General features: G+C 52.0%; 19 protein-coding genes and 1 rRNA gene. 13 read left to right on the top strand and 7 right to left on the bottom strand.

Annotated features, from left to right (window positions below):
* Positions 1 to 191: 191 nt before the first annotated feature.
* A 5S ribosomal RNA gene (gene rrf / locus CMR03_RS06710) occupies positions 192 to 307 on the top strand.
* Positions 308 to 602: 295 nt separating this feature from the next.
* Here rrf and mobB read toward each other — a convergent pair.
* Positions 603 to 1,115, bottom strand: a complete 513-nt coding sequence (gene mobB / locus CMR03_RS06705; protein ID WP_096011135.1) for a molybdopterin-guanine dinucleotide biosynthesis protein MobB — start codon at positions 1,113 to 1,115, stop codon at positions 603 to 605.
* Positions 1,115 to 1,687 carry a molybdenum cofactor guanylyltransferase MobA gene (gene mobA, locus CMR03_RS06700; protein ID WP_096011134.1) on the bottom strand — a complete coding sequence of 191 codons (573 nt, stop codon included), beginning with the start codon at positions 1,685 to 1,687 and terminating at the stop codon, positions 1,115 to 1,117. Before mobA ends, mobB begins: the two co-directional genes overlap by 1 nt.
* A 54-nt stretch (positions 1,688 to 1,741) precedes the next feature.
* Here mobA and CMR03_RS06695 point away from each other — a divergent pair, with 54 nt between their 5' ends.
* The 5 genes from CMR03_RS06695 to spfP all read left to right on the top strand — a co-directional run bounded on the left by CMR03_RS06695 (position 1,742) and on the right by spfP (position 7,190).
* The gene (locus tag CMR03_RS06695) at positions 1,742 to 2,017 is read left to right on the top strand and encodes a YihD family protein (RefSeq protein ID WP_063877749.1); all 276 of its coding nucleotides are present in this window, start codon (positions 1,742 to 1,744) and stop codon (positions 2,015 to 2,017) included.
* A gap of 45 nt (positions 2,018 to 2,062) precedes the next feature.
* A complete protein-coding gene (locus CMR03_RS06690) occupies positions 2,063 to 3,049 on the top strand; it encodes a serine/threonine protein kinase (RefSeq protein WP_096011133.1) in 987 nt (328 codons plus the stop codon).
* Positions 3,050 to 3,074: 25 nt separating this feature from the next.
* Positions 3,075 to 3,704 carry a thiol:disulfide interchange protein DsbA gene (dsbA, locus tag CMR03_RS06685; protein WP_063877747.1) on the top strand — a complete coding sequence of 210 codons (630 nt, stop codon included), beginning with the start codon at positions 3,075 to 3,077 and terminating at the stop codon, positions 3,702 to 3,704.
* A gap of 380 nt (positions 3,705 to 4,084) precedes the next feature.
* Positions 4,085 to 6,871, top strand: a complete 2,787-nt coding sequence (gene polA, locus CMR03_RS06680) for a DNA polymerase I (RefSeq protein WP_096011132.1) — start codon at positions 4,085 to 4,087, stop codon at positions 6,869 to 6,871.
* 271 nt (positions 6,872 to 7,142) lie between these two features.
* Positions 7,143 to 7,190 carry a small protein SpfP gene (gene spfP / locus CMR03_RS25975; RefSeq protein WP_071892919.1) on the top strand — a complete coding sequence of 16 codons (48 nt, stop codon included), beginning with the start codon at positions 7,143 to 7,145 and terminating at the stop codon, positions 7,188 to 7,190.
* A 79-nt stretch (positions 7,191 to 7,269) separates the two neighbouring features.
* Here spfP and yihA read toward each other — a convergent pair whose 3' ends face one another.
* Positions 7,270 to 7,905, bottom strand: coding sequence for a ribosome biogenesis GTP-binding protein YihA/YsxC (gene yihA / locus CMR03_RS06670; protein ID WP_096011138.1), 636 nt, complete (start codon positions 7,903 to 7,905; stop codon positions 7,270 to 7,272).
* 550 nt (positions 7,906 to 8,455) lie between these two features.
* Between yihA and yihI the strand changes: the two genes are divergently transcribed.
* Together yihI and hemN are read left to right on the top strand one after the other, a co-directional pair.
* Positions 8,456 to 8,977: a Der GTPase-activating protein YihI gene (gene yihI, locus CMR03_RS06665; protein WP_096011130.1), complete on the top strand. Its 522-nt coding sequence runs from the start codon at positions 8,456 to 8,458 to the stop codon at positions 8,975 to 8,977.
* A 234-nt stretch (positions 8,978 to 9,211) separates the two neighbouring features.
* Entirely contained in the window at positions 9,212 to 10,585 is a 1,374-nt protein-coding gene (gene hemN, locus CMR03_RS06660) for an oxygen-independent coproporphyrinogen III oxidase (RefSeq protein ID WP_096011129.1), read from the top strand.
* Positions 10,586 to 10,624: 39 nt separating this feature from the next.
* Here hemN and glnG read toward each other — a convergent pair whose 3' ends face one another.
* The 3 genes from glnG to glnA form a co-directional block, all read right to left on the bottom strand.
* Positions 10,625 to 12,034 carry a nitrogen regulation protein NR(I) gene (gene glnG, locus CMR03_RS06655; protein WP_014332989.1) on the bottom strand — a complete coding sequence of 470 codons (1,410 nt, stop codon included), beginning with the start codon at positions 12,032 to 12,034 and terminating at the stop codon, positions 10,625 to 10,627.
* A 7-nt stretch (positions 12,035 to 12,041) separates the two neighbouring features.
* On the bottom strand, positions 12,042 to 13,091 hold the full coding sequence (gene glnL / locus CMR03_RS06650) for a nitrogen regulation protein NR(II) (RefSeq protein ID WP_063877743.1): 1,050 nt from the start codon (positions 13,089 to 13,091) through the stop codon (positions 12,042 to 12,044).
* Positions 13,092 to 13,284: 193 nt separating this feature from the next.
* Positions 13,285 to 14,694, bottom strand: a complete 1,410-nt coding sequence (gene glnA / locus CMR03_RS06645) for a glutamate--ammonia ligase (protein WP_063877742.1) — start codon at positions 14,692 to 14,694, stop codon at positions 13,285 to 13,287.
* A 432-nt stretch (positions 14,695 to 15,126) separates the two neighbouring features.
* Between glnA and typA the strand changes: the two genes are divergently transcribed.
* The 5 genes from typA (at position 15,127) to fabY (ending at position 20,082) form a co-directional block, all read left to right on the top strand.
* Positions 15,127 to 16,950 (top strand): ribosome-dependent GTPase TypA, encoded by a 1,824-nt coding sequence (gene typA / locus CMR03_RS06640; protein ID WP_063877741.1) that lies wholly within the window; start codon positions 15,127 to 15,129, stop codon positions 16,948 to 16,950.
* A gap of 221 nt (positions 16,951 to 17,171) precedes the next feature.
* The gene (yihX, locus tag CMR03_RS06635; RefSeq protein WP_096011128.1) at positions 17,172 to 17,768 is read left to right on the top strand and encodes a glucose-1-phosphatase; all 597 of its coding nucleotides are present in this window, start codon (positions 17,172 to 17,174) and stop codon (positions 17,766 to 17,768) included.
* 3 nt (positions 17,769 to 17,771) lie between these two features.
* On the top strand, positions 17,772 to 18,641 hold the full coding sequence (locus CMR03_RS06630) for a virulence factor BrkB family protein (protein ID WP_096011127.1): 870 nt from the start codon (positions 17,772 to 17,774) through the stop codon (positions 18,639 to 18,641).
* Entirely contained in the window at positions 18,638 to 19,075 is a 438-nt protein-coding gene (gene dtd, locus CMR03_RS06625; protein ID WP_063877738.1) for a D-aminoacyl-tRNA deacylase, read from the top strand. Before CMR03_RS06630 ends, dtd begins: the two co-directional genes overlap by 4 nt.
* A 59-nt stretch (positions 19,076 to 19,134) precedes the next feature.
* On the top strand, positions 19,135 to 20,082 hold the full coding sequence (fabY, locus tag CMR03_RS06620; RefSeq protein WP_026020958.1) for a fatty acid biosynthesis protein FabY: 948 nt from the start codon (positions 19,135 to 19,137) through the stop codon (positions 20,080 to 20,082).
* A gap of 33 nt (positions 20,083 to 20,115) precedes the next feature.
* Here fabY and CMR03_RS06615 read toward each other — a convergent pair whose 3' ends face one another.
* Complete coding sequence (locus tag CMR03_RS06615; protein WP_096011126.1) at positions 20,116 to 21,795, bottom strand: AsmA family protein; 1,680 nt, start codon at positions 21,793 to 21,795, stop codon at positions 20,116 to 20,118.
* Between the last annotated feature and the right edge of the window lie 85 nt (positions 21,796 to 21,880).

The following is a 21,880-nucleotide window of genomic DNA, read 5'->3' as shown; positions in this document are numbered from 1 at the left end:
AATTTTCAGCATTGTTTACCGGAAAAGCATTTAGTTCTGTTCTGCGGACGAGAGTCCGAAGGATTTTGCGCTGAAGCAAGGCGGCGTGTAAGACGATGTGAAGGAGCATACTGAAGTATGTGACTGAGCAGCGCGCGCACAGCCAACGCAGCAGCAGCGTAAAAGACACAGGACAGAGCACAAAGAATTTGCCTGGCGGCTGTAGCGCGGTGGTCCCACCTGACCCCATGCCGAACTCAGAAGTGAAACGCCGTAGCGCCGATGGTAGTGTGGGGTCTCCCCATGCGAGAGTAGGGAACTGCCAGGCATCAAACAAGTGAAGAAGCCCTGAACGAAAGTTCAGGGCTTTTTTACGTCCGTAACCTGCGGAAAGCGGGGCGTCAGGACGGTTATGCTGCGCGGCCGGGACCGCGCGAGCGCCGTCCGCGTCATTAAAACCGCCGGGCCGGGATGAAACGGCGAGTGAGAAAGCCGGATGGCGTGTCCGTCATAACGGAATTTACGTCACTTTCTCCGTCCGAAGATGAAAAAGCCCTGCAGAGAACGCCGCTGATCTGGGTAAAACTTGCTCACAGACGCTCTCACTCCCTACCTCTCTGCCCTTAATGCTTCTTTTTACCCAGCCATGTCATGATAAACGCGGCCACTGCTTCTGGCTGGTTGATATTCATGGCGGGCACGTCCAGCTTTAGTGTCATGTCGTCAGTGGCGACAGCCACGACGTTCTCATCCAGTAGTGCTGCAAGCTCACCTTTCACGCCCGATCGCCAAAGCACAATCTTTGGTATTGGTTCACCTTTAAATCCTTCTACCAACACCACATCCAGTTGTCTGCTATCCATTTGCCGTGCTAACGCCATTAAACTCACAGGCTGCTCAGGCGTTTCACACATCAGCGCCCAACGACGGTCGCTGGCGACAATAACCTGATCGGCTCCGGCCTTGCGCAGTCGATAACTGTCCTTGCCTGGCGTATCTACGTCCATGTCATGATGGGTATGCTTAATCAATCCTGCACGTATCTCCTGCGCCCTTAACAAGGGTATAACCTGCTCAAGAAGTGTGGTTTTACCGGTCCCACTCCAGGCGACAATGGCCAACAACGGAACACACATTATGATTTCTCCTGCTCAACAAGGTCGTCAGGCGTATTGATGTTGCTAAAAGCCGACTCCGGGTCGCTAAACGACACCGAATGCCCACCATGCTCACGCATAAATTGCATCAGTCGACGCTCACCGCGCATCAACCAGGCTTCAAGATCGTCGGCGAGCGCCTTATTCATTAACGCCAGGGTGGGATGATCTCGCTGTGACGATTTGACCCACACGACAAGAGCGTTGTTACGCTGCTGCCATAAACGTGCGACAAGATCGCCAGGGATATTGGGTGTATCACAGGCACAAAATACCACCCACTCTGTGGGACTGTTCCGCAAACCACTCAGCATACCTGCCAGCGGTCCAGGATAGTCTTTAATCGAATCTGTTACGACCTGACAACCACTTAGCTGATAATGATCAATGTTACGGTTAGCACTTATTAACACAATGTCTACCTGTGGCCTCAACCGCTGCAAAACGTGCTGATAAAGTGGTTCACCTCGCATGATGAGTAACCCTTTATCCTGCCCACCCATACGGCTACCTTGTCCGCCAGCAAGGATTACACCGGTGAATGCTGTCATTTTTGTCTCCTTGCTTCATTCTGGATATAACGCACCCTGCATTAAGGAATCGTCATGAAAACGCATCGGCTGACTGAATTGCTTGAACTCCTGCTACCGGCGTGGGAAAAAGAACCCGATCTTAACCTGTTGGCATTTTTACAAAAACTGGCACAAGAGTCCGGTTTCATTGGCCCATTAAGTGAATTAAGCGATGACGTATTGATTTATCATCTAAAAATGCGTGATTCAGCCAGCGACGATCAGATTCCAGGCCTGAAAAAAGATTATGAAGTTGATTTTAAAACAGCCCTGCTACGAGCACGTGGTGTCATCAAAAATGACGAGTAGTGTTATCCTTGGCGATTAACCGTAAAGATAAGCACAGGGATAACCATGAGTGATGCCGCCTTTAACTTCCAGACGCTCAATCCTGATGTCCTGTTGGATGCGCTTTGGGAAACGGGTATTCGGGTGGATTCTGGTTTAACCGCCCTGAACAGCTATGAAAATCGTGTTTATCAGTTTAGCGACGATGAAAAACGCCGCTACGTTGCCAAGTTTTATCGCCCTCAGCGCTGGAGTGCAGAACAGATCACCGAAGAGCATCGGTTTTCCCAGGATTTGCTGGACGATGAGGTGCCGATTGCCGCGCCGTTAGTTTTGCAGGGCGATACGCTGCAACGTCATGCTGGCTTTTACTATGCGGTCTTTCCCAGCCTGGGTGGACGGCAGTATGAAACCGACAACGAAGATCAGATGGAATGGGTAGGCCGTTTCCTGGGACGTATTCATCAAACTGGCCGCAAAAGCCTGTTTCAGCAACGTCCATCGATAGGACTTGAAGAATATCTGGATCAGCCGCGGGACGAACTGGCAAAAACCAGGCTCGTGCCAGCCTCACTTCGCAATGCACTGCTCGAAGCCGTCGATAAACTCGGCGTGACGTTGCGCAAAAGCTGGCACAGTGACTGGCAGCCGCTACGATTACATGGTGATTGCCATCCGGGTAATATTCTGTGGCGTGATGGTCCGCTGTTTGTCGATCTTGATGATGCCCGCAATGGTCCGGCCATTCAGGATTTGTGGATGTTAATCAGTGGTGACAGACAGGAACAGCGTATTCAGTGGGATATTTTACTGGACGCCTACAGTGAATTCAGCGACTTCGATATTAATGAATTGTCACTGATTGAGCCTTTACGTGCCATGCGCATGATTTATTATCTGGCCTGGGTGGTTCGCCGTTGGCAGGATCCTGCTTTTCCGCGCGCCTTCCCCTGGATGACGGATGAGGATTTCTGGCGCAGGCAAATTTTGCAGTTTATCGAGCAGGAAAAGGTGTTACGGGAACCGCCGTTGCAGCTGGCCCCGCAATTTTAATGAAAAGTCAGGAGAGTTTTCCCCAATGAAGAAAATATTTTTTGCACTGATTGGTTTGGTGCTGGCGTTTAGCGCATCTGCTGCACAGTTTTCTGAAGGTAAACAGTACGTTAGCCTGCCTAAGCCTATAGCAGGTGAGCCGCAGGTCATGGAGTTTTTCTCTTTTTTCTGTCCGCACTGCTACCAGTTCGAGCAAATCTACCATGTCAGTGATGCAGTGAAAAAAAATCTGCCAGCTGATACCAAGATGGTTAAATACCATGTCGATTTCCTTGGTGGCGACTTAGGTCCGGTTGTTACCCATGCGTGGGCAGTGGCTATGGCGCTGGGCGTAGAAGATAAAGTCACGTCACCTATTTTTGATGGCATCCAGAAAACCCAGACGATTACTGACGCCGCCAGCCTGAAAGAGGTATTCATCAAAGCAGCGGGCATTTCCTCTGAGCAATACGATGCGGCCTGGAACAGCTTTGCGGTAAAAGCGTTGGTGGCCCAGCAGCAAAAAGCGGCCTCTGATGTTGATCTGCGCGGTGTGCCAGCGATCTTTATTAACGGTAAATACATGGTTAATAACGGTGGTCTGGATACCAGCTCGATGGCGAACTTTGTGGCGGATTATGCCAACGTGGTTAAGTTCCTGGTTGAGAAAAAATAAGCGTTTTACGCTGAATACCCTGCATAACGCCAGCATACGCTGGCGTTTTCATTTGTAATCACTACGCACATCGCTGGCAGGTTGAGGAAGCACAGTTTTTCTATCCACACAAGCAAACATGCCATTAAAAATCACGATCGCATCACGGATTTAAATTAACTCATTGTTTTTATATGATTAAATCTAGCCTAAATCTTTTTTATACTATAAATAAACTATTGATATAATTTTTACGCACAAAGTTATCCACAGAAAGATCGTTGCGATCCCGATTACAGAAGCACGAAAAACGCCGATCTCGGTTTGTCTTGATTAACCCTTTTCGCCAAGGTGTGGCATCCTTATAGACCAATCCATGGCAATGAAGAATACACAGACATATGGCGCAAATAGCAGAAAACCCCCTGATTTTGGTTGATGGCTCATCCTATCTTTATCGCGCGTACCACGCTTTCCCGCCGCTAACCAACACTGCAGGTGAGCCTACTGGTGCTATGTATGGTGTGCTGAACATGCTGAAAAGCCTGTTGGCACAATACAGCCCTACACATGTTGCTGTGGTCTTTGACGCTAAAGGCAAAACTTTCAGGGATGAGCTGTTTGAACATTACAAATCCCACCGCCCACCGATGCCCGATGATTTGCGGTCACAAATAGAACCGCTGCATGAAATGGTGCGCGCGATGGGATTGCCGTTGTTAGCCGTAAGCGGTGTCGAAGCGGATGATGTGATTGGCACGCTGGCGTTAGAGGCGGAGAAAAAAGGCTATTCTGTCCTGATCAGTACAGGCGATAAGGATATGGCGCAACTGGTCACGCCGGCGATTACCCTGATTAATACGATGACCAACACCATTCTCGGGCCGGAAGAAGTGGAACAAAAGTATGGTGTGCCGCCCGCTTTAATCATCGATTTTCTGGCGATGATGGGGGACAGCTCAGATAACATTCCTGGCGTGCCGGGCGTGGGTGAAAAAACGGCCCAGGCGCTGCTGCAGGGGTTAGGTGGGATGCAGTCGATTTACGATAATCTCGATAAAGTCGCCGATCTCTCATTCCGTGGTGCAAAAACCATGGCCGCTAAGCTGGAACAGAATCGCGATGTTGCTTTTCTCTCGTATCAGCTTGCCACCATCAAAACTGACGTTGAGCTTGAGCAGCCGTGCGAAGCGCTCACGGTCAGTGAACCTGATGTCAAAGCACTGCAGGCGCTGTTTAGCCGTTTCGAATTCAAGCGCTGGTTGACTGACCTGCAAGAGGGAAAATGGTTGCAGGGTAATAAGAGCAACCGACAATCCCAGCAGGCCCTTGCTGATGAGCCGGCGGCGAGCGTTGAGGCGACCAGCCTGTTATCAACTGACGGCTATGTCACCATTCTGGATCAGCAAACCTTAGACACTTGGGTTGAAAAGCTGAAAAACAGCGAGGTTTTTGCGTTTGATCTGGAAACCGATGGCCTGGACACGTTAACGGCCAACATTATCGGCCTCAGCTTTGCGGTAGCGCCGGGTGATGCGGCATATCTGCCTGTGGCACATGATTACCTGGATGCGCCGGAGCAGCTCGACCGCGATGCCGTACTGGCGCAACTCAAGCCGCTGCTGGAAGATCCTAACGCCAGCAAAGTCGGCCAAAATCTCAAATACGATCGTGGCGTCCTGAAAAACTACGATATAGAACTTGCCGGTATCAAATACGACACCATGCTGGAGTCCTACATCCTGAATAGCGTGGTAGGCAAGCATGATATGGACAGCCTCTCTGCGCGCTGGCTGAATCATAAAACCGTCACCTTTCAAGAGATCGCCGGTAAAGGTAAAAATCAGCTTACCTTTAATCAGATAGCCCTTGAGCAGGCCGCGCACTACGCAGCAGAAGACGCCGATGTGACCTTACAGCTGCATCTGAAGATGTGGCCAGAGCTTGAAAAAGAAGCCGGACCTAAAAAGGTTTTTGAACAGATTGAAATGCCGCTGCTTAAAGTGATTTCACGTATAGAACGTAATGGCGTGTTGATCGATCAGGCTATCCTGGCGCAGCACTCGAAAGAGCTGACATCGCGTCTGGCTGAGCTTGAGCTTAAAGCACATGAGCTGGCGGGTGAGCCCTTCAATCTTTCTTCGACGAAACAGCTGCAGGTCATTCTGTTTGAAAAGCAGGGAATTAAGCCCACGAAAAAAACACCGGGTGGCGCGCCCTCTACCAGTGAAGAAGTGTTGGCAGAGCTGGCTCTGGACTATCCCCTGCCGAAGGTGATTCTGGAGCACCGTGGACTCTCGAAACTGAAGTCAACTTACACCGACAAGCTGCCGCTGATGATAAATCCCGTTAGCGGGCGCGTGCACACGTCTTATCATCAGGCGGTGACGGCAACCGGACGCCTTTCTTCAACCGATCCTAATCTGCAAAACATCCCGGTGCGCAACGATGAAGGACGCCGCATCCGTCAGGCCTTCATCGCAGACAAGGGCAACCGCATTGTCGCGGCGGACTATTCGCAGATTGAACTGCGCATCATGGCGCACCTGTCGCAGGATAAAGGCCTGCTGGATGCTTTTTCTCAGGGTGAGGATATCCACCGCGCCACCGCCTCAGAAGTCTTTGGCGTGCCGCTCAGTAAGGTTACGGGCGAACAACGCCGTAGTGCCAAGGCCATCAACTTTGGTCTCATCTATGGCATGAGTGCATTTGGGTTATCTCGCCAGCTAAACATTGGCGCAGGCGAAGCGAAAAAGTATATGGATTTGTACTTTGAACGCTATCCCGGCGTGCTGCGTTATATGGAAAACACGCGCCAGCTCGCGGCCAGTAACGGTTATGTTGAAACGCTGGATGGACGTCGTCTGTGGTTGCCTGACATCAAGTCCAGTAATGCCATTCGTCGTAAGGCGGCTGAACGTGCGGCGATTAATGCGCCGATGCAGGGGACGGCTGCAGATATCATCAAACGCGCCATGATTGCGGTTGATAGCTGGCTGCAGAAGCAGAACGATGATGCGGTAAGGATGATCATGCAAGTGCATGATGAACTGGTGTTTGAAATTAAAGCCGATGCCGTTGATGAGGCCAGCAAGCAGATTCGCACGCTTATGGAAGGCAGTATGGCGTTAGATGTGCCCTTACTGGTCGAAATCGGTGTCGGAGATAATTGGGAACAAGCGCACTGATACGGCCATAACAGGTGGCGTTAACGCGCCACCGCTCGTGCGATGGCCCGGGGGCAGGCAGGGAACGGGCGTCGGCCCTCACTGAAGCCGCAAAACGGTGCAGTAACTTATTATGGCCTAAGCACTTTTTTTGTAATTTAACTACATCCCACTCTCGTTTTTGTGACGAGTGCGGTAAAAAAAGTGATTAAAAATGAAAGAGAGCAACAAAAAATCCTTTGTCGCTCACAAAAAATCAGGTAAAGTTCGAGGCGTAGGGTACAGAGGTAAGATGTTCTATCTTTCAGACCTTTTACTTCACGTAATCGGATTTGGCTGAATTTAGCCGCCCCAGTCATTCTGTGACTGGGGCGTTTTTTATTGGAAAAACGCTAAAAATACGTAGCACATCGCTTCGCTTATGCCTCAGTGTCCTGATCTTCTACAGCAGGCTCAAGCTCACTAAACCAGCTATCCAGCTTTTGACGCACTTTATCAACGCCAATTTTTTTCAGCGATGAGAAAATCTCTACCTGCACATCACCCATAAACGCCATTGAGGCTTCTTTCACCACATTGAGCTGGGCTTTACGTGCGCCGGAAGCAAGCTTGTCAGCTTTAGTCAGCAGCAGTAAAACAGGGATGCCGCTCTCTACCGCCCATTGAATCATTTGCTGATCCAGATCTTTAAGCGGATGGCGAATATCCATCAGTATCACCAGGCCTTTGAGCGCCTGCCGTTTTTGCAGGTATTCACCTAGCGCCCGCTGCCATTTAAGTTTCATCTCTTCTGGCACTTCGGCATAGCCATAACCCGGTAAGTCGACGAGGCGTTTACCTTCTGCGACTTCAAACAGGTTAATCAACTGCGTACGACCGGGCGTTTTACTGGTTCGCGCCAGGCCTTTTTGATTGGTCAACGTATTTAAGGCGCTGGATTTACCCGCGTTTGAACGGCCAGCAAACGCCACTTCGATGCCGGTATCAGAAGGCAAATGGCGGATGTCCGGTGCACTAAGAATGAAGCGGGTGACATGGTAATTCAGTTCAGACAAGGTAATACTCCAGGAACGCATTAGGGCAATGGCGCTGATTATACGCGTTATGGCGTGAAAGTGCTCAATACCATTGGTCAGGCAAGGTTGTGAGACATTTGCCATAAATCTTGCCAGTTATGTCTCTTTTTAATTAAATAATTAAAAAAATAAATGATTAAAATTCAGGGCATTATACTTAAGTATAGGTTTTACGCTCAAATACCCCGCAAGTGTTACTTGAGGGTTTTACCAGATGGTCTACATTATTCAGCAGTGCAGGACGCACTCATCAGGATGATGCGCTCAGGAACGTTGGGATGACGAAGAGCGGCTGGAGTGGAAATGGTCAGGGATGTCGGACCGGAAAAGGAAAAGGACAGGCTCAAGAGTTGAGCAGGCGCAGGATTAACCGGGATGTTGTGAGCCGAAACGGATTTGAAACATGATTCCTTCTGCCGAAGGTATGAAATAAGGCGACAGCTTGAGCTGTCGCCTTTTTTCTTTGTCTGGTTTCTGCTAGATTTCGCCGCAATTCTATACTGAATAAAAAACACCGGGACCCAATATTATGAAGCAACCTGCAAGCGCTGCGAAAGGTAAGCCTGTCGCCAAAGCTAAACGCAAATCGCGTGACGATATCAATCATGAAGCGCGCGATCGTAAACGCGACAAAAAGCATCGCGGTCATGCGTCTGGCAGCCGTGCTAACCCGCAAACTCAGAGCAACACCAGCAAGCAAAGTGATGCCGCGAAAGATCCACGCATTGGCAGCAAAAAGCCGGTGGCATTGATTGCTGGCGAAAACGCCACACCGGCGAAAGTGAAAAAAGTCGCGGCGAAACCGGCCGCAGAGAAAAAAACCGCGCTTACGCCTGAAGAAGAGCTGGCGCAGCTGGAGAACAGTGAGCGCCTTGATGCGCTGCTGGATCGTCTTGAAAAAGGTGAGACGCTGTCATCTGATGATCAGGGCTGGCTCGACGTCACCCTGGATCGCATTGACGAACTGATGGAACAGCTTGGCATTGAGATGGACGAAGAAGAGGACAAGGAGGCGGAAGAAGATATGTACCGCCTGCTTAAAGGTAATTAAGCATTTTTGATCGGCATGCGTTAATCCGCATGCCCCGCTTAACAGGTAAACGACAATGTTTTGGCCTGGATCAATTTTATGGTTGTTGATGACATGTTATCTGCTGTGGTTAATGTTTAAACTACAACGACTGTCGCGTCTGAAGCAGCGTTTACGTCGGGTTTCCGCCCGCTCTCCTCTCTTTCCTTCTGTATCGCGACCTTTACTACGGCGACGTAAACGGAAGGAGTAAGCATGTCAGCAATGCAGCTTGAATGGGACCCGGCGTTAATTGAAAAGTATAACTATGCCGGGCCGCGCTACACGTCTTATCCCACCGCATTAGCGTTCAGCGATAACTTTACCGCCGATGACTTCAAACGTGCGACCGAGCGCTATCCACAACGGTCGTTATCGCTGTATATCCACATCCCGTTCTGTCATCGCCTGTGCTATTTCTGTGGCTGCAATAAGATTGTCACGCGTCAACTGCACAAAGCCGACCGTTATCTGGATGCGCTTGAGCAGGAGATCGTTGCTCGCGCACCGCTGTTTCGTGGTCGTCAGGTCAGCCAGTTGCACTGGGGCGGCGGGACGCCCACGTTTCTCAATAAACAGCAGATCAGCCGGCTGGTGGCGCTGCTGAAACAGCACTTTACCTTTGTCGATGACGCGGAGATGTCGATTGAGGTCGATCCGCGTGAAATTGAACTGGATGTGATCGATCATCTGCGTGCGTGCGGTTTCAATCGCCTGAGCATGGGCGTACAGGATTTTAATAAAGCGGTGCAGGAGCGGGTTAATCGGGTTCAGGATGAAGCGGTTATTTTTGCCTTAATGGCGCGGGCACGCGAGCAGGGATTTCGTTCAACCAGCATTGATCTGATTTACGGGCTGCCGCTGCAAACGCCCGAAAGTTTTGCTTATACCTTGCAGCGCGTTATCGCACTCGATCCCGATCGTCTCAGCGTCTTCAATTACGCCCATCTGCCCGCACTGTTCGCCGCACAGCGTAAAATTAAAGACGATGAGCTGCCGTCGCCACAGCAGAAGCTGGACATCCTGCAACAAACTATCGCAACGCTGACTCAGCATGGCTACCAGTTCATCGGCATGGATCACTTTGCGAAACCCCAGGACGAGCTGGCAGTGGCACAGCGCGAGGGGAAACTGCACCGTAACTTTCAGGGTTATACCACCCAGGGCGACAGCGACTTACTGGGTCTCGGCGTATCTGCCATTAGCATGATTGGCGACAGCTATGCACAAAACCAGAAAGGCCTTAACGACTGGTACAGCCAGGTCGAAAAACAGGGTCATGGGTTGTGGCGGGGTTTAACGCTACGTGATGATGACTGCTTACGTCGTGATGTGATCAAAGCGCTGATCTGCAACTTCTCGCTCGATTTCAGCGCGGTGGAAGCCCAGTGGAACCTTCACTTTGAAACGTATTTTGCGCAAGACCTGGCGCTGTTAAAACCGCTGGTGGCTGACGGGCTGGTGGAGCAGGACGCAACCGGCCTGAGAGTGACGGGGATCGGACGGTTACTGATTCGTAATATTTGTATGTGCTTCGATGCCTGTTTACGGCAAAAAGCGCGGCAACAGCCGTTTTCACGCGTGATATAAAAGCCGGAACAGCACAGGCTGTCCCGGCGGGTTAGTTTCTTATTCCATGCCCAGTTCTTTAAGCTTACGCGTCAGGGTATTTCTTCCCCAGCCGAGCAAACGTGCTGCTTCCTGCTTGTGCCCTTGGGTATGACGTAGCGCAGTGGTGAGTAATGTGCGCTCCATCTCCGGCTGAGCTTCAGACAGCAGATTTTGATGACCGGAACGCAGCGCGCGATCCGCCCACTGCGCCAGCAGTGTCGCCCAGTTGTCAGGCAACGACTGCGTCGGGCTTTCTGGCGTGCTGGATTCAAACAGTTCAGGCGGTAAATCCTGGATCAGCACTTCCTGCCCCGCTGCCATAACGGTTAACCAACGGCAGGTGTTCTCCAACTGACGCACGTTACCCGACCAGTGCAGACGCGTTAGCGCGGTTTCGGTTTCCGCGTGCAGGATCTTGGCTTCAACGCCAAGCTCCCGTGCCGCCACCTGGAGGAAATAACGGGCCAGACGGGGAATATCTTCACGGCGCTCACGCAAAGGCGGGAGATGCACGCGAATAACGTTCAGGCGGTGGAACAAATCCTCACGGAACTTGCCTTCCTGCACCCGCAGCTCAAGGTTCTGGTGCGTTGCGGCAATGATACGTACATCAACTTTGACCGGCGCATAGCCGCCAACACGATAAAATTGTCCATCAGCCAGGACGCGCAGCAGGCGAGTCTGAACATCCAGCGGCATATCGCCGATTTCATCTAAAAACAGCGTGCCGCCATCTGCCTGTTCAAAACGGCCCTGGCGGATTTGATTGGCACCGGTAAACGCCCCTTTTTCATGGCCAAACAGTTCAGATTCAATCAAATCCTTTGGAATCGCAGCCATGTTTAAGGCAATAAAAGGAGCCTTACTACGAGGGCTGTGGCGATGCAGCGCATGTGCAACCAGCTCTTTACCCGTCCCGGATTCACCGTTGATCAGAACGCTGATCGACGAGCGGGAAAGACGACCAATGATACGAAACACGTCCTGCATGGCGGGTGCTTCACCGATAATATCGGTCGTTGGGCCGCTGACGGGTTGATTGCGTGGCTGCTGCTGTTCCTGATAGTGACTGATGGCGCGCTCAACCAGCGCGACAGCTTCGTCGATATCGAACGGCTTCGGCAGATAATCAAATGCCCCTTGCTGATAGGCACTGACCGCGGCATCCAGATCGGAGTGCGCCGTCATAATGATGACCGGAAGCATAGGATGACGCTGTTTAATCTGTTTTAGCAGCGTCAGACCATCCATACCTGGCATACGAATGTCTGATAATAAAACGTCCGGGGTTTTCGTCGCTAATGCGTTCAGCACGTCATTCGCGCTGTCAAAGGTCGCACAGCTCAAACCGGCTCCAGTGAGCGCGCGTTCAAGCACCCAGCGGATGGAGCTATCGTCATCGACGATCCAGACTATCCCTCGTTGCATAGAAACCTCACTGGCGAATAGGCAGGTAAACCGAAAATTCGGTATGACCCGGCCAACTGTTAAACTCAATTTTTCCTGAATGCTGATCAATCAGGCTACGGGCAATAGAAAGACCTAAACCGGTTCCGCCTTCACGTCCGCTCACCATGGGATAAAACAGCGTATCCTGGAGCAGGGCCGGAATGCCGGGGCCGTCATCTTCAATATCAATACGGGCGACCAGACGATACCGCGTGCCATGCAGCGTTAGCTGAAAGGCCGTACGGGTGCGAATCACGATCGTGCCGCCGTCCTCGCCTAACGCCTGCAGCGCATTACGCACGACATTCAGCAGAACCTGTTCAATCTGGTCGGGATCGTGCGGTAACTCCGGCAGACTGGGATCGTAATCGCGGACCAGAGACACGTTTTCGGGCAGCTCCATCGAGACCAGGTTAACCACCCGTTCAGCGACCTGATGAATGCTCTGGGTAATGTGCATACCCGGTTGTTGAGGCCCTAATAAGCGATCGACCAGATTCCGCAGGCGGTCGGCCTGTTCGATAATAACTTTGGTATATTCGTTCAGCGCGGGATCGGGCAGGGCGCGGGACAGCAGCTGAGCGGCGCCACGCAATCCCCCTAACGGATTTTTAATCTCATGGGCCAGTCCACGCACCAGATCGCGAGCCGCAACCTGCTGAGCATGCTGTAATTGTTCCTGGCTCAAACGACGCTGATTATCCATGGGCGCCATTTCCAGCAAAATTAAGCCATCAGGCAACCGTTGTGCCGTGAGTGACATAATGTGTGCCCGGCCATCGACCACCAGAGTGACTTCACTGTCAGTAAAGCCCTGGCCCGCCTCAAGACTCTCGCGCATTACCTCTACATTCAGCGAAAAATAGCCGGTCAATTCAGGTAACGGCGTACCGAATAATTTACGTGAACTTTGCGCCAGTAATTGCTGTGCCGCAGGATTGGCGTAATGAATAACCAAATCGTTATCCACCAACAAAATACTGTTGATTAAGGTATTGAGAATCTGCCCTGCATCGGGCAGTGAGGCAGTTGCCATACAGCGTTCCTCTGCACTGATTTAGTGCATTGTAATCTTTAAGCCGGAATTAAAGCGAATGAACGATGAATTCGCGGAGAAAAAAGCCCATCCGAAGATGGGCTAAAGTTTCCACGGCAACAAAAAAACGTTTCAGACTCTCGGTGCCGCCTTTGCAATGTTTATCTGCGGCACCCATTTGCTTACTCTGAAATTAAACGCTGTAGTACAGTTCGAACTCAACCGGGTGCGGCGTCATGCGAACACGATCGTTTTCTGATTTACGCAGTTCGATGTAGGCATCGATAGCATCATCAGTAAACACGCCGCCACGGGTCAGGAACTCGCGGTCTTCGTTCAGGGCAATCAGCGCTTCTTCCAGTGAACCTGCAACTTTTGGAATCTCAGCTTCTTCTTCCGGTGGCAGGTCATACAGGTTTTTGTCCATCGCGTCACCAGGATGGATTTTGTTGATGATGCCATCAAGGCCAGCCATCAGCAGGGCGGTGAACGCCAGGTATGGGTTAGCAGCCGGGTCCGGGAAGCGGGCTTCAATACGACGCGCTTTCGGGCTGGCAACCACCGGGATACGGATTGAGGCTGAACGGTTACGTGCTGAGTAGGCCAGCATGACCGGGGCTTCATAACCGGGCACCAGACGTTTGTACGAGTTGGTGGTCGGGTTCGCCAGGGCGTTAATGGCTTTAGCGTGTTTGATGATACCGCCGATGTAGAACAGTGCCATTTCAGACAGGCCGCCGTACTTATCGCCAGAGAACAGGTTCTGACCGCCTTTAGACAGCGACATGTGGCAGTGCATACCGGAACCGTTGTCACCAAACATAGGTTTTGGCATAAAGGTCGCGGTTTTGCCGTAGGCGTGGGCGACGTTGTGCACGACATATTTGTAGATCTGAATTTCGTCAGCTTTTTTGGTCATGGTATTGAAGCGCGTTGCCACTTCGTTCTGACCTGCTGTTGCGACTTCATGGTGATGGGCTTCAACCACCAGGCCCATTTGCTCCATGGTCAGACACATGGCAGAACGGATGTCCTGTGATGAGTCAACCGGTGGCACCGGGAAGTAACCGCCTTTCAGACCTGGACGGTGACCTTTGTTACCGCCTTCATATTCTTTACTGGTGTTCCATGCCGCTTCGATATCGTCGATGGCAACATGTGAGCCAGACGTTGAAGAACCAAAACGGATATCGTCGAACAGGAAGAATTCTGGCTCTGGGCCAAACAGAACGGTGTCCGCAATGCCTGAAGCGCGCAGGTAGTCTTCAGCACGCTTAGCGATAGAGCGTGGGTCACGGTCATAGCCCTGCATGGTGCCTGGCTCAAGGATGTCGCAACGAATAATCAGCGTAGAATCTTCAAAGAAAGGGTCCATCACCGCCGTGGTTGCATCAGGCATCAGTACCATGTCTGATTCATTAATCCCTTTCCAGCCGCCGATGGAAGAGCCATCGAACATTTTGCCTTCTTCGAAGAAGTCAGCGTTAACCTGGTGAGCCGGAATAGTAACGTGCTGTTCTTTACCTTTGGTATCGGTAAAACGCAGGTCAACAAACTTAACTTCATGCTCGTTCATCATCGAGAGAACGTGTTCAGCGGACATACTCAACTCTCCTGGAAATGGTCATTGTCTACATAGTGAGAACCGGGTTACGGAATGAACGACTGTTAACGACCATTCCTGAATCTGATCCTGACCAGCTCTGCAACCGTTGTCTTACATCGTTTTCGTCTGGATAATACAAAGCGAATTCTGTGCCAACTTTATTTCTTTGCACAAAATCGCGCTGTCATGCACCTTTTTGTCATATAAGTCATGCACCATGATAGTCGCAACGCACTGTTTGTGTGCATCTGAGTTGAAAGTGAGCACTTTTTTGGTGCAAAACCTCGATGCAGTGCAAATTTTGCACGGCTAATAGTGCGATTTTGCGACAATGCAATAAACTTTCAGTGAAAAGTGTGATCGTGTTCAGTCTCCCGCTTAATCCGTGTACAATACCGCGTTATTTCTAATGCCTGAGGCAAAAAAGCTGTGATCGAAAATTTGCGTAACATCGCCATCATCGCGCACGTTGACCATGGAAAGACCACCCTGGTTGATAAACTGCTGCAACAGTCTGGTACTTTTGATGCCCGTACTGAAGCCACCGAGCGTGTGATGGACTCCAATGATTTGGAGAAAGAGCGTGGGATTACCATCCTCGCAAAAAATACCGCCATTAAATGGAACGACTACCGTATCAACATCGTTGATACCCCAGGACACGCCGACTTCGGTGGTGAAGTTGAACGCGTAATGTCTATGGTGGATTCGGTACTGTTGGTTGTAGATGCGATGGATGGCCCTATGCCGCAAACCCGCTTCGTAACCAAAAAAGCGTTCGCGCATGGTTTGAAGCCGATTGTGGTTATCAACAAAGTCGACCGTCCTGGCGCACGTCCTGACTGGGTTGTTGATCAGGTATTTGACCTGTTCGTTAACCTGGATGCGACTGACGAGCAGTTGGACTTCCCTATCATTTTTGCCTCTGCGCTGAATGGTATTGCCGGTCTTGAGCATACAGACATGGCTGACGATATGACCCCGCTGTATCAGGCTATCGTTGACCACGTATCGCCTCCACAGGTTGAAGCTGACGCGCCGCTGCAGATGCAAATCTCTCAGCTGGACTACAACAACTACCTGGGCGTTATCGGCATCGGCCGCATTAAGCGCGGTAAAGTGAAGCCTAACCAGCAAGTCACTATCATTGATAGCGAAGGTAAAACGCGTAACGGTAAAGTCGGTAAAGTGCTGACTCACCTGGGCCTGGAGCGTATTGACAGCGACATGGCAGAAGCGGGCGATATCATTGCTATCACCGGTCTGGGTGAACTGAACATTTCTGACACCATTTGTGATCCGCAGAATGTGCAGGCCCTGCCAGCACTGAGCGTGGATGAGCCAACGGTCACGATGTTCTTTAACGTCAACACCTCACCGTTCTGCGGTAAAGAAGGTAAGTACGTGACGTCACGTCAGATCCTTGAGCGTCTGAACAAAGAACTGGTTCACAACGTAGCACTGCGTGTTGAAGAAACTGAAGATGCTGACGCGTTCCGTGTATCGGGCCGTGGTGAGCTGCACCTGTCTGTTCTGATCGAGAACATGCGTCGTGAAGGTTTCGAACTGGCGGTATCCCGTCCGAAAGTTATCTTCCGCGAATTCGAAGGCCGTAAGCAAGAGCCGTTCGAGAACGTGACGCTGGATATCGAAGAAACGCATCAGGGTTCCGTTATGCAAGCCATGGGCGAGCGTAAAGGCGACCTGAAAAACATGGACCCAGATGGTAAAGGCCGCGTACGTCTTGACTACGTGATCCCAAGCCGTGGTCTGATCGGTTTCCGTAACGAATTTATGACCATGACATCAGGTACCGGTCTGCTGTACTCCACCTTTAGCCACTACGATGATATTCGTCCGGGCGAAGTGGGCCAGCGTCAGAACGGCGTTCTGATCTCCAACGGCCAGGGTAAAGCGGTTGCTTTCGCCCTGTTCGGTCTGCAGGATCGCGGTAAGCTGTTCCTGGGTCACGGTGCAGAAGTCTATGAAGGTCAGATCATCGGTATTCACAGTCGTTCTAACGACCTGACCGTAAACTGCCTGACCGGTAAGAAGCTGACTAACATGCGTGCTTCCGGTACAGACGAAGCAACGACACTGGTTCCACCGATCAAAATGACACTTGAGCAGGCTATCGAGTTCATTGATGACGACGAACTGGTCGAAGTTACCCCTCAGTCCGTGCGTATCCGTAAACGTCACCTGACCGAGAACGATCGTAAGCGTGCTTCACGCGGTCCTAAAGACGCGTAAATGCATGTAAGAAGCCCCGTTTAACGGGGCTTTTTTTGCCTGCGCGATTGTCATACAGAGTTAAATCCAGCCTAAACCAGCCCGTAACTTCTTCTCTATCCCCTTTCAACGTCGTGCCGTCGTGCCTTAACTTAGCGTTTCTATTTTTCTCGTCCAGGCTGCCTGTTCAGGCTGCGCTTTTACCGCTAGAGTGAATGATCCAGGGAACCCGAGGAGGCACCATGCTTTATATCTTTGATTTGGGCAATGTGATTATTGATATCGACTTTAACCGCGTGTTAGGTGTCTGGAGTGACCTTAGCCGCGTGCCACTGGCATCACTTCAAAGTCACTTCCATATGGATGAGGCATTTGAGCAGCATGAGCGCGGTGAAATCAGTGACGAAGCCTTCGCTGAAGCCCTGTGTGAAAAGCTGGATATCGCACTGAGCTATGAACAGTTTGCGGCAGGCTGGCAGGCAATATTCGTTGGCGTCCGCCCGGATACGCTGGCGATAATGCATCAACTGCGGCAGGAGGGACATCGAGTGGTGATTCTCTCCAACACCAACGCGCTGCATTGTACCTTCTGGCCGACGCAGTATCCTGACGTGCAGCAGGCGGCCGACAAGATCTATTTGTCGCAGGAGCTGGGCATGCGCAAACCTGAAGCGAGAATCTATCAGCATGTTTTGGCCGCTGAAGGCTTTAGCGCCGATCAGGCCGTGTTCTTCGATGACAACGCGCAGAACATTGAGGGTGCACGCGCCTTGGGGATTGAGACTGTGCTGGTGACCGATAGCACCACCGTACCTGACTGGTTCGCGGGTCGGCATTAAGCCATGAAGTTACGTCATTTTCGCCCCGGGTTTCATGCGTTCTGGCTGTGGCTCAAGCTGCTGTGGAAACGCATTGATAATGACGCCATGACGACGCAGGCCGGTAACCTGGCTTTTGTGTCGTTACTGGCGCTGGTTCCGCTGATTGCCGTGGTCTTTGCGCTGTTTGCGGCGTTTCCTGTGTTCTCTGACATCAGCGTCCAGCTTAAGAATTTCATTTTTACCAACTTCATGCCGGCTGCAGGTAATACGCTGCAACGTTATCTTGAGCAGTTTGTGGCCAACGTCCATCGTATGACGGCCGTGGGTGCCGTCGGCCTGATCGTGACGGCGCTGTTGCTGATGCATTCCGTTGATTCGGCCCTGAATGCTATCTGGCGCAGCGACAAAAAGCGGCCGCTGGTCTATTCCTTTGCGGTGTACTGGATGATATTAACGCTCGGGCCGTTACTGGCGGGTGCCAGTTTAGCCATCAGCTCTTATCTGCTGTCGTTGAAGTGGATAAATGTGACGGGGGTAACCAGTCTGGTCGATCAGATGCTGCGTTTCTTTCCGTTGCTCTTATCATGGCTATCGTTTTGGCTGCTATACAGTATTGTCCCGACACAGCGGGTGCCCGCGCGCGATGCGCTTACGGGGGCGCTGGTCGCCGGGCTGTTATTTGAACTGGGGAAAAAGGGCTTTGCGCTGTATGTTACGATGTTCCCGTCATACCAACTGATCTATGGTGTGCTGGCGGTGATCCCCATTTTATTCCTGTGGGTTTACTGGACCTGGTGTATCGTACTCCTCGGCGCAGAGATTACCGTCACCTTAGATGACTACCGCCAGTTCAAACGGCAGGAAAGAGAAAAAGAACGAGAGGACGGATGATTGCTTTAATTCAACGCGTACAGCGTGCCAGCGTCAGTATCGATAACGCGGTTGTGGGTGAAATCGGACAGGGGTTGTTGATTCTGTTGGGTGTTGAAAAAGGTGATGATGAAAAGCACGCCGAGCGGCTGGCGGAGCGCGTACTGGGTTATCGCATTTTCAGTGATGAACAGGGCAAGATGAACCTGAACGTCAAACAGGCGGGCGGGAGTGCGCTGGTGGTGTCGCAGTTTACGCTGGCTGCCGATACGCAAAAGGGCATGCGCCCCTCATTTTCTGGTGGGGCGGAGCCGCAAGAAGCGGAACGTCTCTACGACTATTTCAGCGCGTGTTGCCGTCGCCATGATGTGACGACCGCCAATGGCCGCTTTGCTGCTGATATGCAGGTGGCGTTGGTTAACGACGGGCCGGTAACCTTCTGGTTACAGGTATGACGCCACATACCGCGCGGCTAAACATCCGCAACCCCGCATCAGAACGAGAGAAACACTTTATGTATCATCTTCGTGTGCCACAAACGGCGGAAGAGCTGGATGTGTATTATCAGTTCCGCTGGGAAATGTTACGAAAGCCGCTGCATCAGCCGCAGGGTTCTGAGCGTGATGCCTGGGATGCGTTAGCGCATCATCAAATGGTGGTGGATGAACAAGGTAAACCCGTTGCGGTAGGGCGACTTTACATCAATGCGGATAATGAGGCGGCTATCCGCTTCCTTGCTGTACATCCTACCGTCCAGGGAAAAGGTCTGGGCACGCTGGTGGCGATGACGCTGGAGTCGGTAGCGCGTCAGGAAGGCGTAAAGCGCGTGACGTGCAGCGCGCGTGAGGACGCGGTGGCGTTCTTCGCCAAGCTCGGATACGTCAATCAGGGCGAGATTACCGCACCGCAAACCACGCCGGTGCGTCACTTCCTGATGATTAAACCGGTTGTCACGCTGGATGATATTTTACACCGCGCTGACTGGTGCGGGCAGTTGCAGCAGGCCTGGTATGAGCACATTCCGTTGAGTGAGAAAATGGGCGTGCGCATCCTGCAATACACCGGGCAAAAATTTATTACCACCATGCCGGAAACCGGCAACCAAAATCCGCACCATACCCTGTTTGCCGGAAGTCTGTTTTCGCTGGCAACGCTTACCGGCTGGGGACTGATCTGGTTGTTGCTGCGTGAGCGCCACCTGGGCGGCACCATTATTCTGGCTGATGCGCACATACGCTACAGCCGTCCGATTACGGGCAGGCCGGGTGCCATTGCCGACCTCGGATCATTGAGTGGCGATCTCGATCGCCTGGCGCGAGGCCGTAAAGCCCGGGTTCAGCTTGATGTGCAGTTATTTGGTGATGATGAGTGTGGCGCGGTGTTTGAAGCGGTCTACATCGTGTTGCCCGTTGACCCTGACGGGCCGCTGGAAGAAGGCGGCTCAGGGGCACGCATCAATTAAACAACAGGGCCGCGATTGCGGCCCTGTGTGTTTTTACTTCACCTGTCCTGCCTGCATGGTTTGCTGCAGTTGCTGGCTGTCTGTATTCACCGACAGCGTGGCATTAACTGAGGGGGCTAACGGCTGCCCGTCCTTCAGTGAGGCATTGAGTCGCAACTGAAAATTGCTGTCACCTTCCAGTGGAAGCGCGGGCCAGCCCCAGTTTTGCAAGACATTGACCGGTACGCCGCGCCCCGTGAGATTCAGGCTGAGAGGACGGACGGCTTGCTGTCCTACCGTTGCCGTGCCTTCCAGTAAACCTTTACCACTAAACGCGCTCAGTTCCGTCACCTTGATTTGTTGATCGTCAGCCTCCAGCGCAATGGACGGATGGCGCAGATCGGTGCGGTTAAAGGTCGATTCCGCAGCGTTCAGGCTGAGTTTACCTGACCAGATTCCCCATTGATGCTGACGGGCCAGCTGCAGATTCTCCCCGCTGCCATCCAGTGAGGTGAGCTGGAAAGGAAACGCAGGGTTGATATCGATGATCAAATTACGGTTTGAGGTGAAACGGTTCACGGTAAGGCCGCCCAGCCAGTCGGGAAGGGGAGCCTGCCATAACGCCCGCCAGTTCTGCGGCAGCGTATATTCCAGGCCCGCGACGGCAAGATTATTCAGCGTCAATTGCTTGTCGTTACGCGACCAGTTTCCGTCGGCACGGATGACGCCGTTGGCCCAGCGCGAGCTGAACTGGGTCAGGGCAATGCCCTGTGGCGAGAAGTCCATGTTGATGATGGGATCGTTAAGCTCGAATTTGCCGTTGATAAAGTTACCGGCGTTCATCGCCAGTGACCCATCCTGACTCTGCCAGTCCCGGCCTTTCCAGCTGAGATTTTTCAGTGTCAGATCGAGATCGGTTACCGCCCAGTCAGGGCCCTGCAGCCGGGCATCGGTAATGTCGACGCGGTTTAGCGTCACCGACGGCACTTCTTCAAAGGGTTTCAGGAAATCAACAAGCGTGCTGGCGGTTTGCAAACGGATATCGTTCAGGCGGAGTTGAGTGATCTTCCAGTTTCCCTGCGCATCACGTTCCCCGTTACCGGTCATGGAACCGCGGGCTAAATCAGCACCGATGTTGCTAAACACCATGCGGCCCTGTGACACATTGCCCTGAATCAGCACATTTTCACCCGCAACGCGGTTTAGCGTCATCTTGCCTGCGCTCATCTGGAACTGCGCATCCCGTCCCAGCACATCGCCAGTCAACGGGGCCCACGGCACTATACCGCCATTCACCTGCAGGGCTGAAAGCGGTAACGCCGAAGAGGGGCTGTCGATGCGCATATTGTTCAGTTGCAGGCGGTTAGCCTGCACGGGTAATGCGCTATTCGTTGCCAGGTTAGCAAGATTAACCTCACCGTCACGTAATTCTATGCTGGCAAAGTGAAAAGGATCGCTGAACTGCAACAGGGCAATGCCCAAGTCGACGCGCCTGGCGACCAGCACAGCCGGCTGTCCATCATGGCCAAAACTGAAGTCATCCAGAATAATGTGCGAGGGTGATGAAAAGTTATGTTCGATTTTACTCAGCGACAGATGCCATTCCGTTTTGTCGCTCACCCAACGGCTAAACCAGCCCGCGCCCCACTGTGTCTGCAGCAGTACATACAGCACCACTAACGCAAACAGTAGCAGTAACAATAAGGTGAGGAAAAACTTTCCTATAAATTTCATCGTATCCTTCCCGGGTTCAGTCCGCTGAAAGGTTGTTATGCCTGAATTAGCGTTATAGCTCAACCGCCTGGATGTAAATCAGCAT

Source organism: Pantoea allii (genome assembly GCF_002307475.1).
GTDB classification, from domain to species: domain Bacteria; phylum Pseudomonadota; class Gammaproteobacteria; order Enterobacterales; family Enterobacteriaceae; genus Pantoea; species Pantoea allii.
Note: the sequence above shows the minus strand (reverse complement) of the source record. Positions and strands in the feature narration are given on the sequence as shown.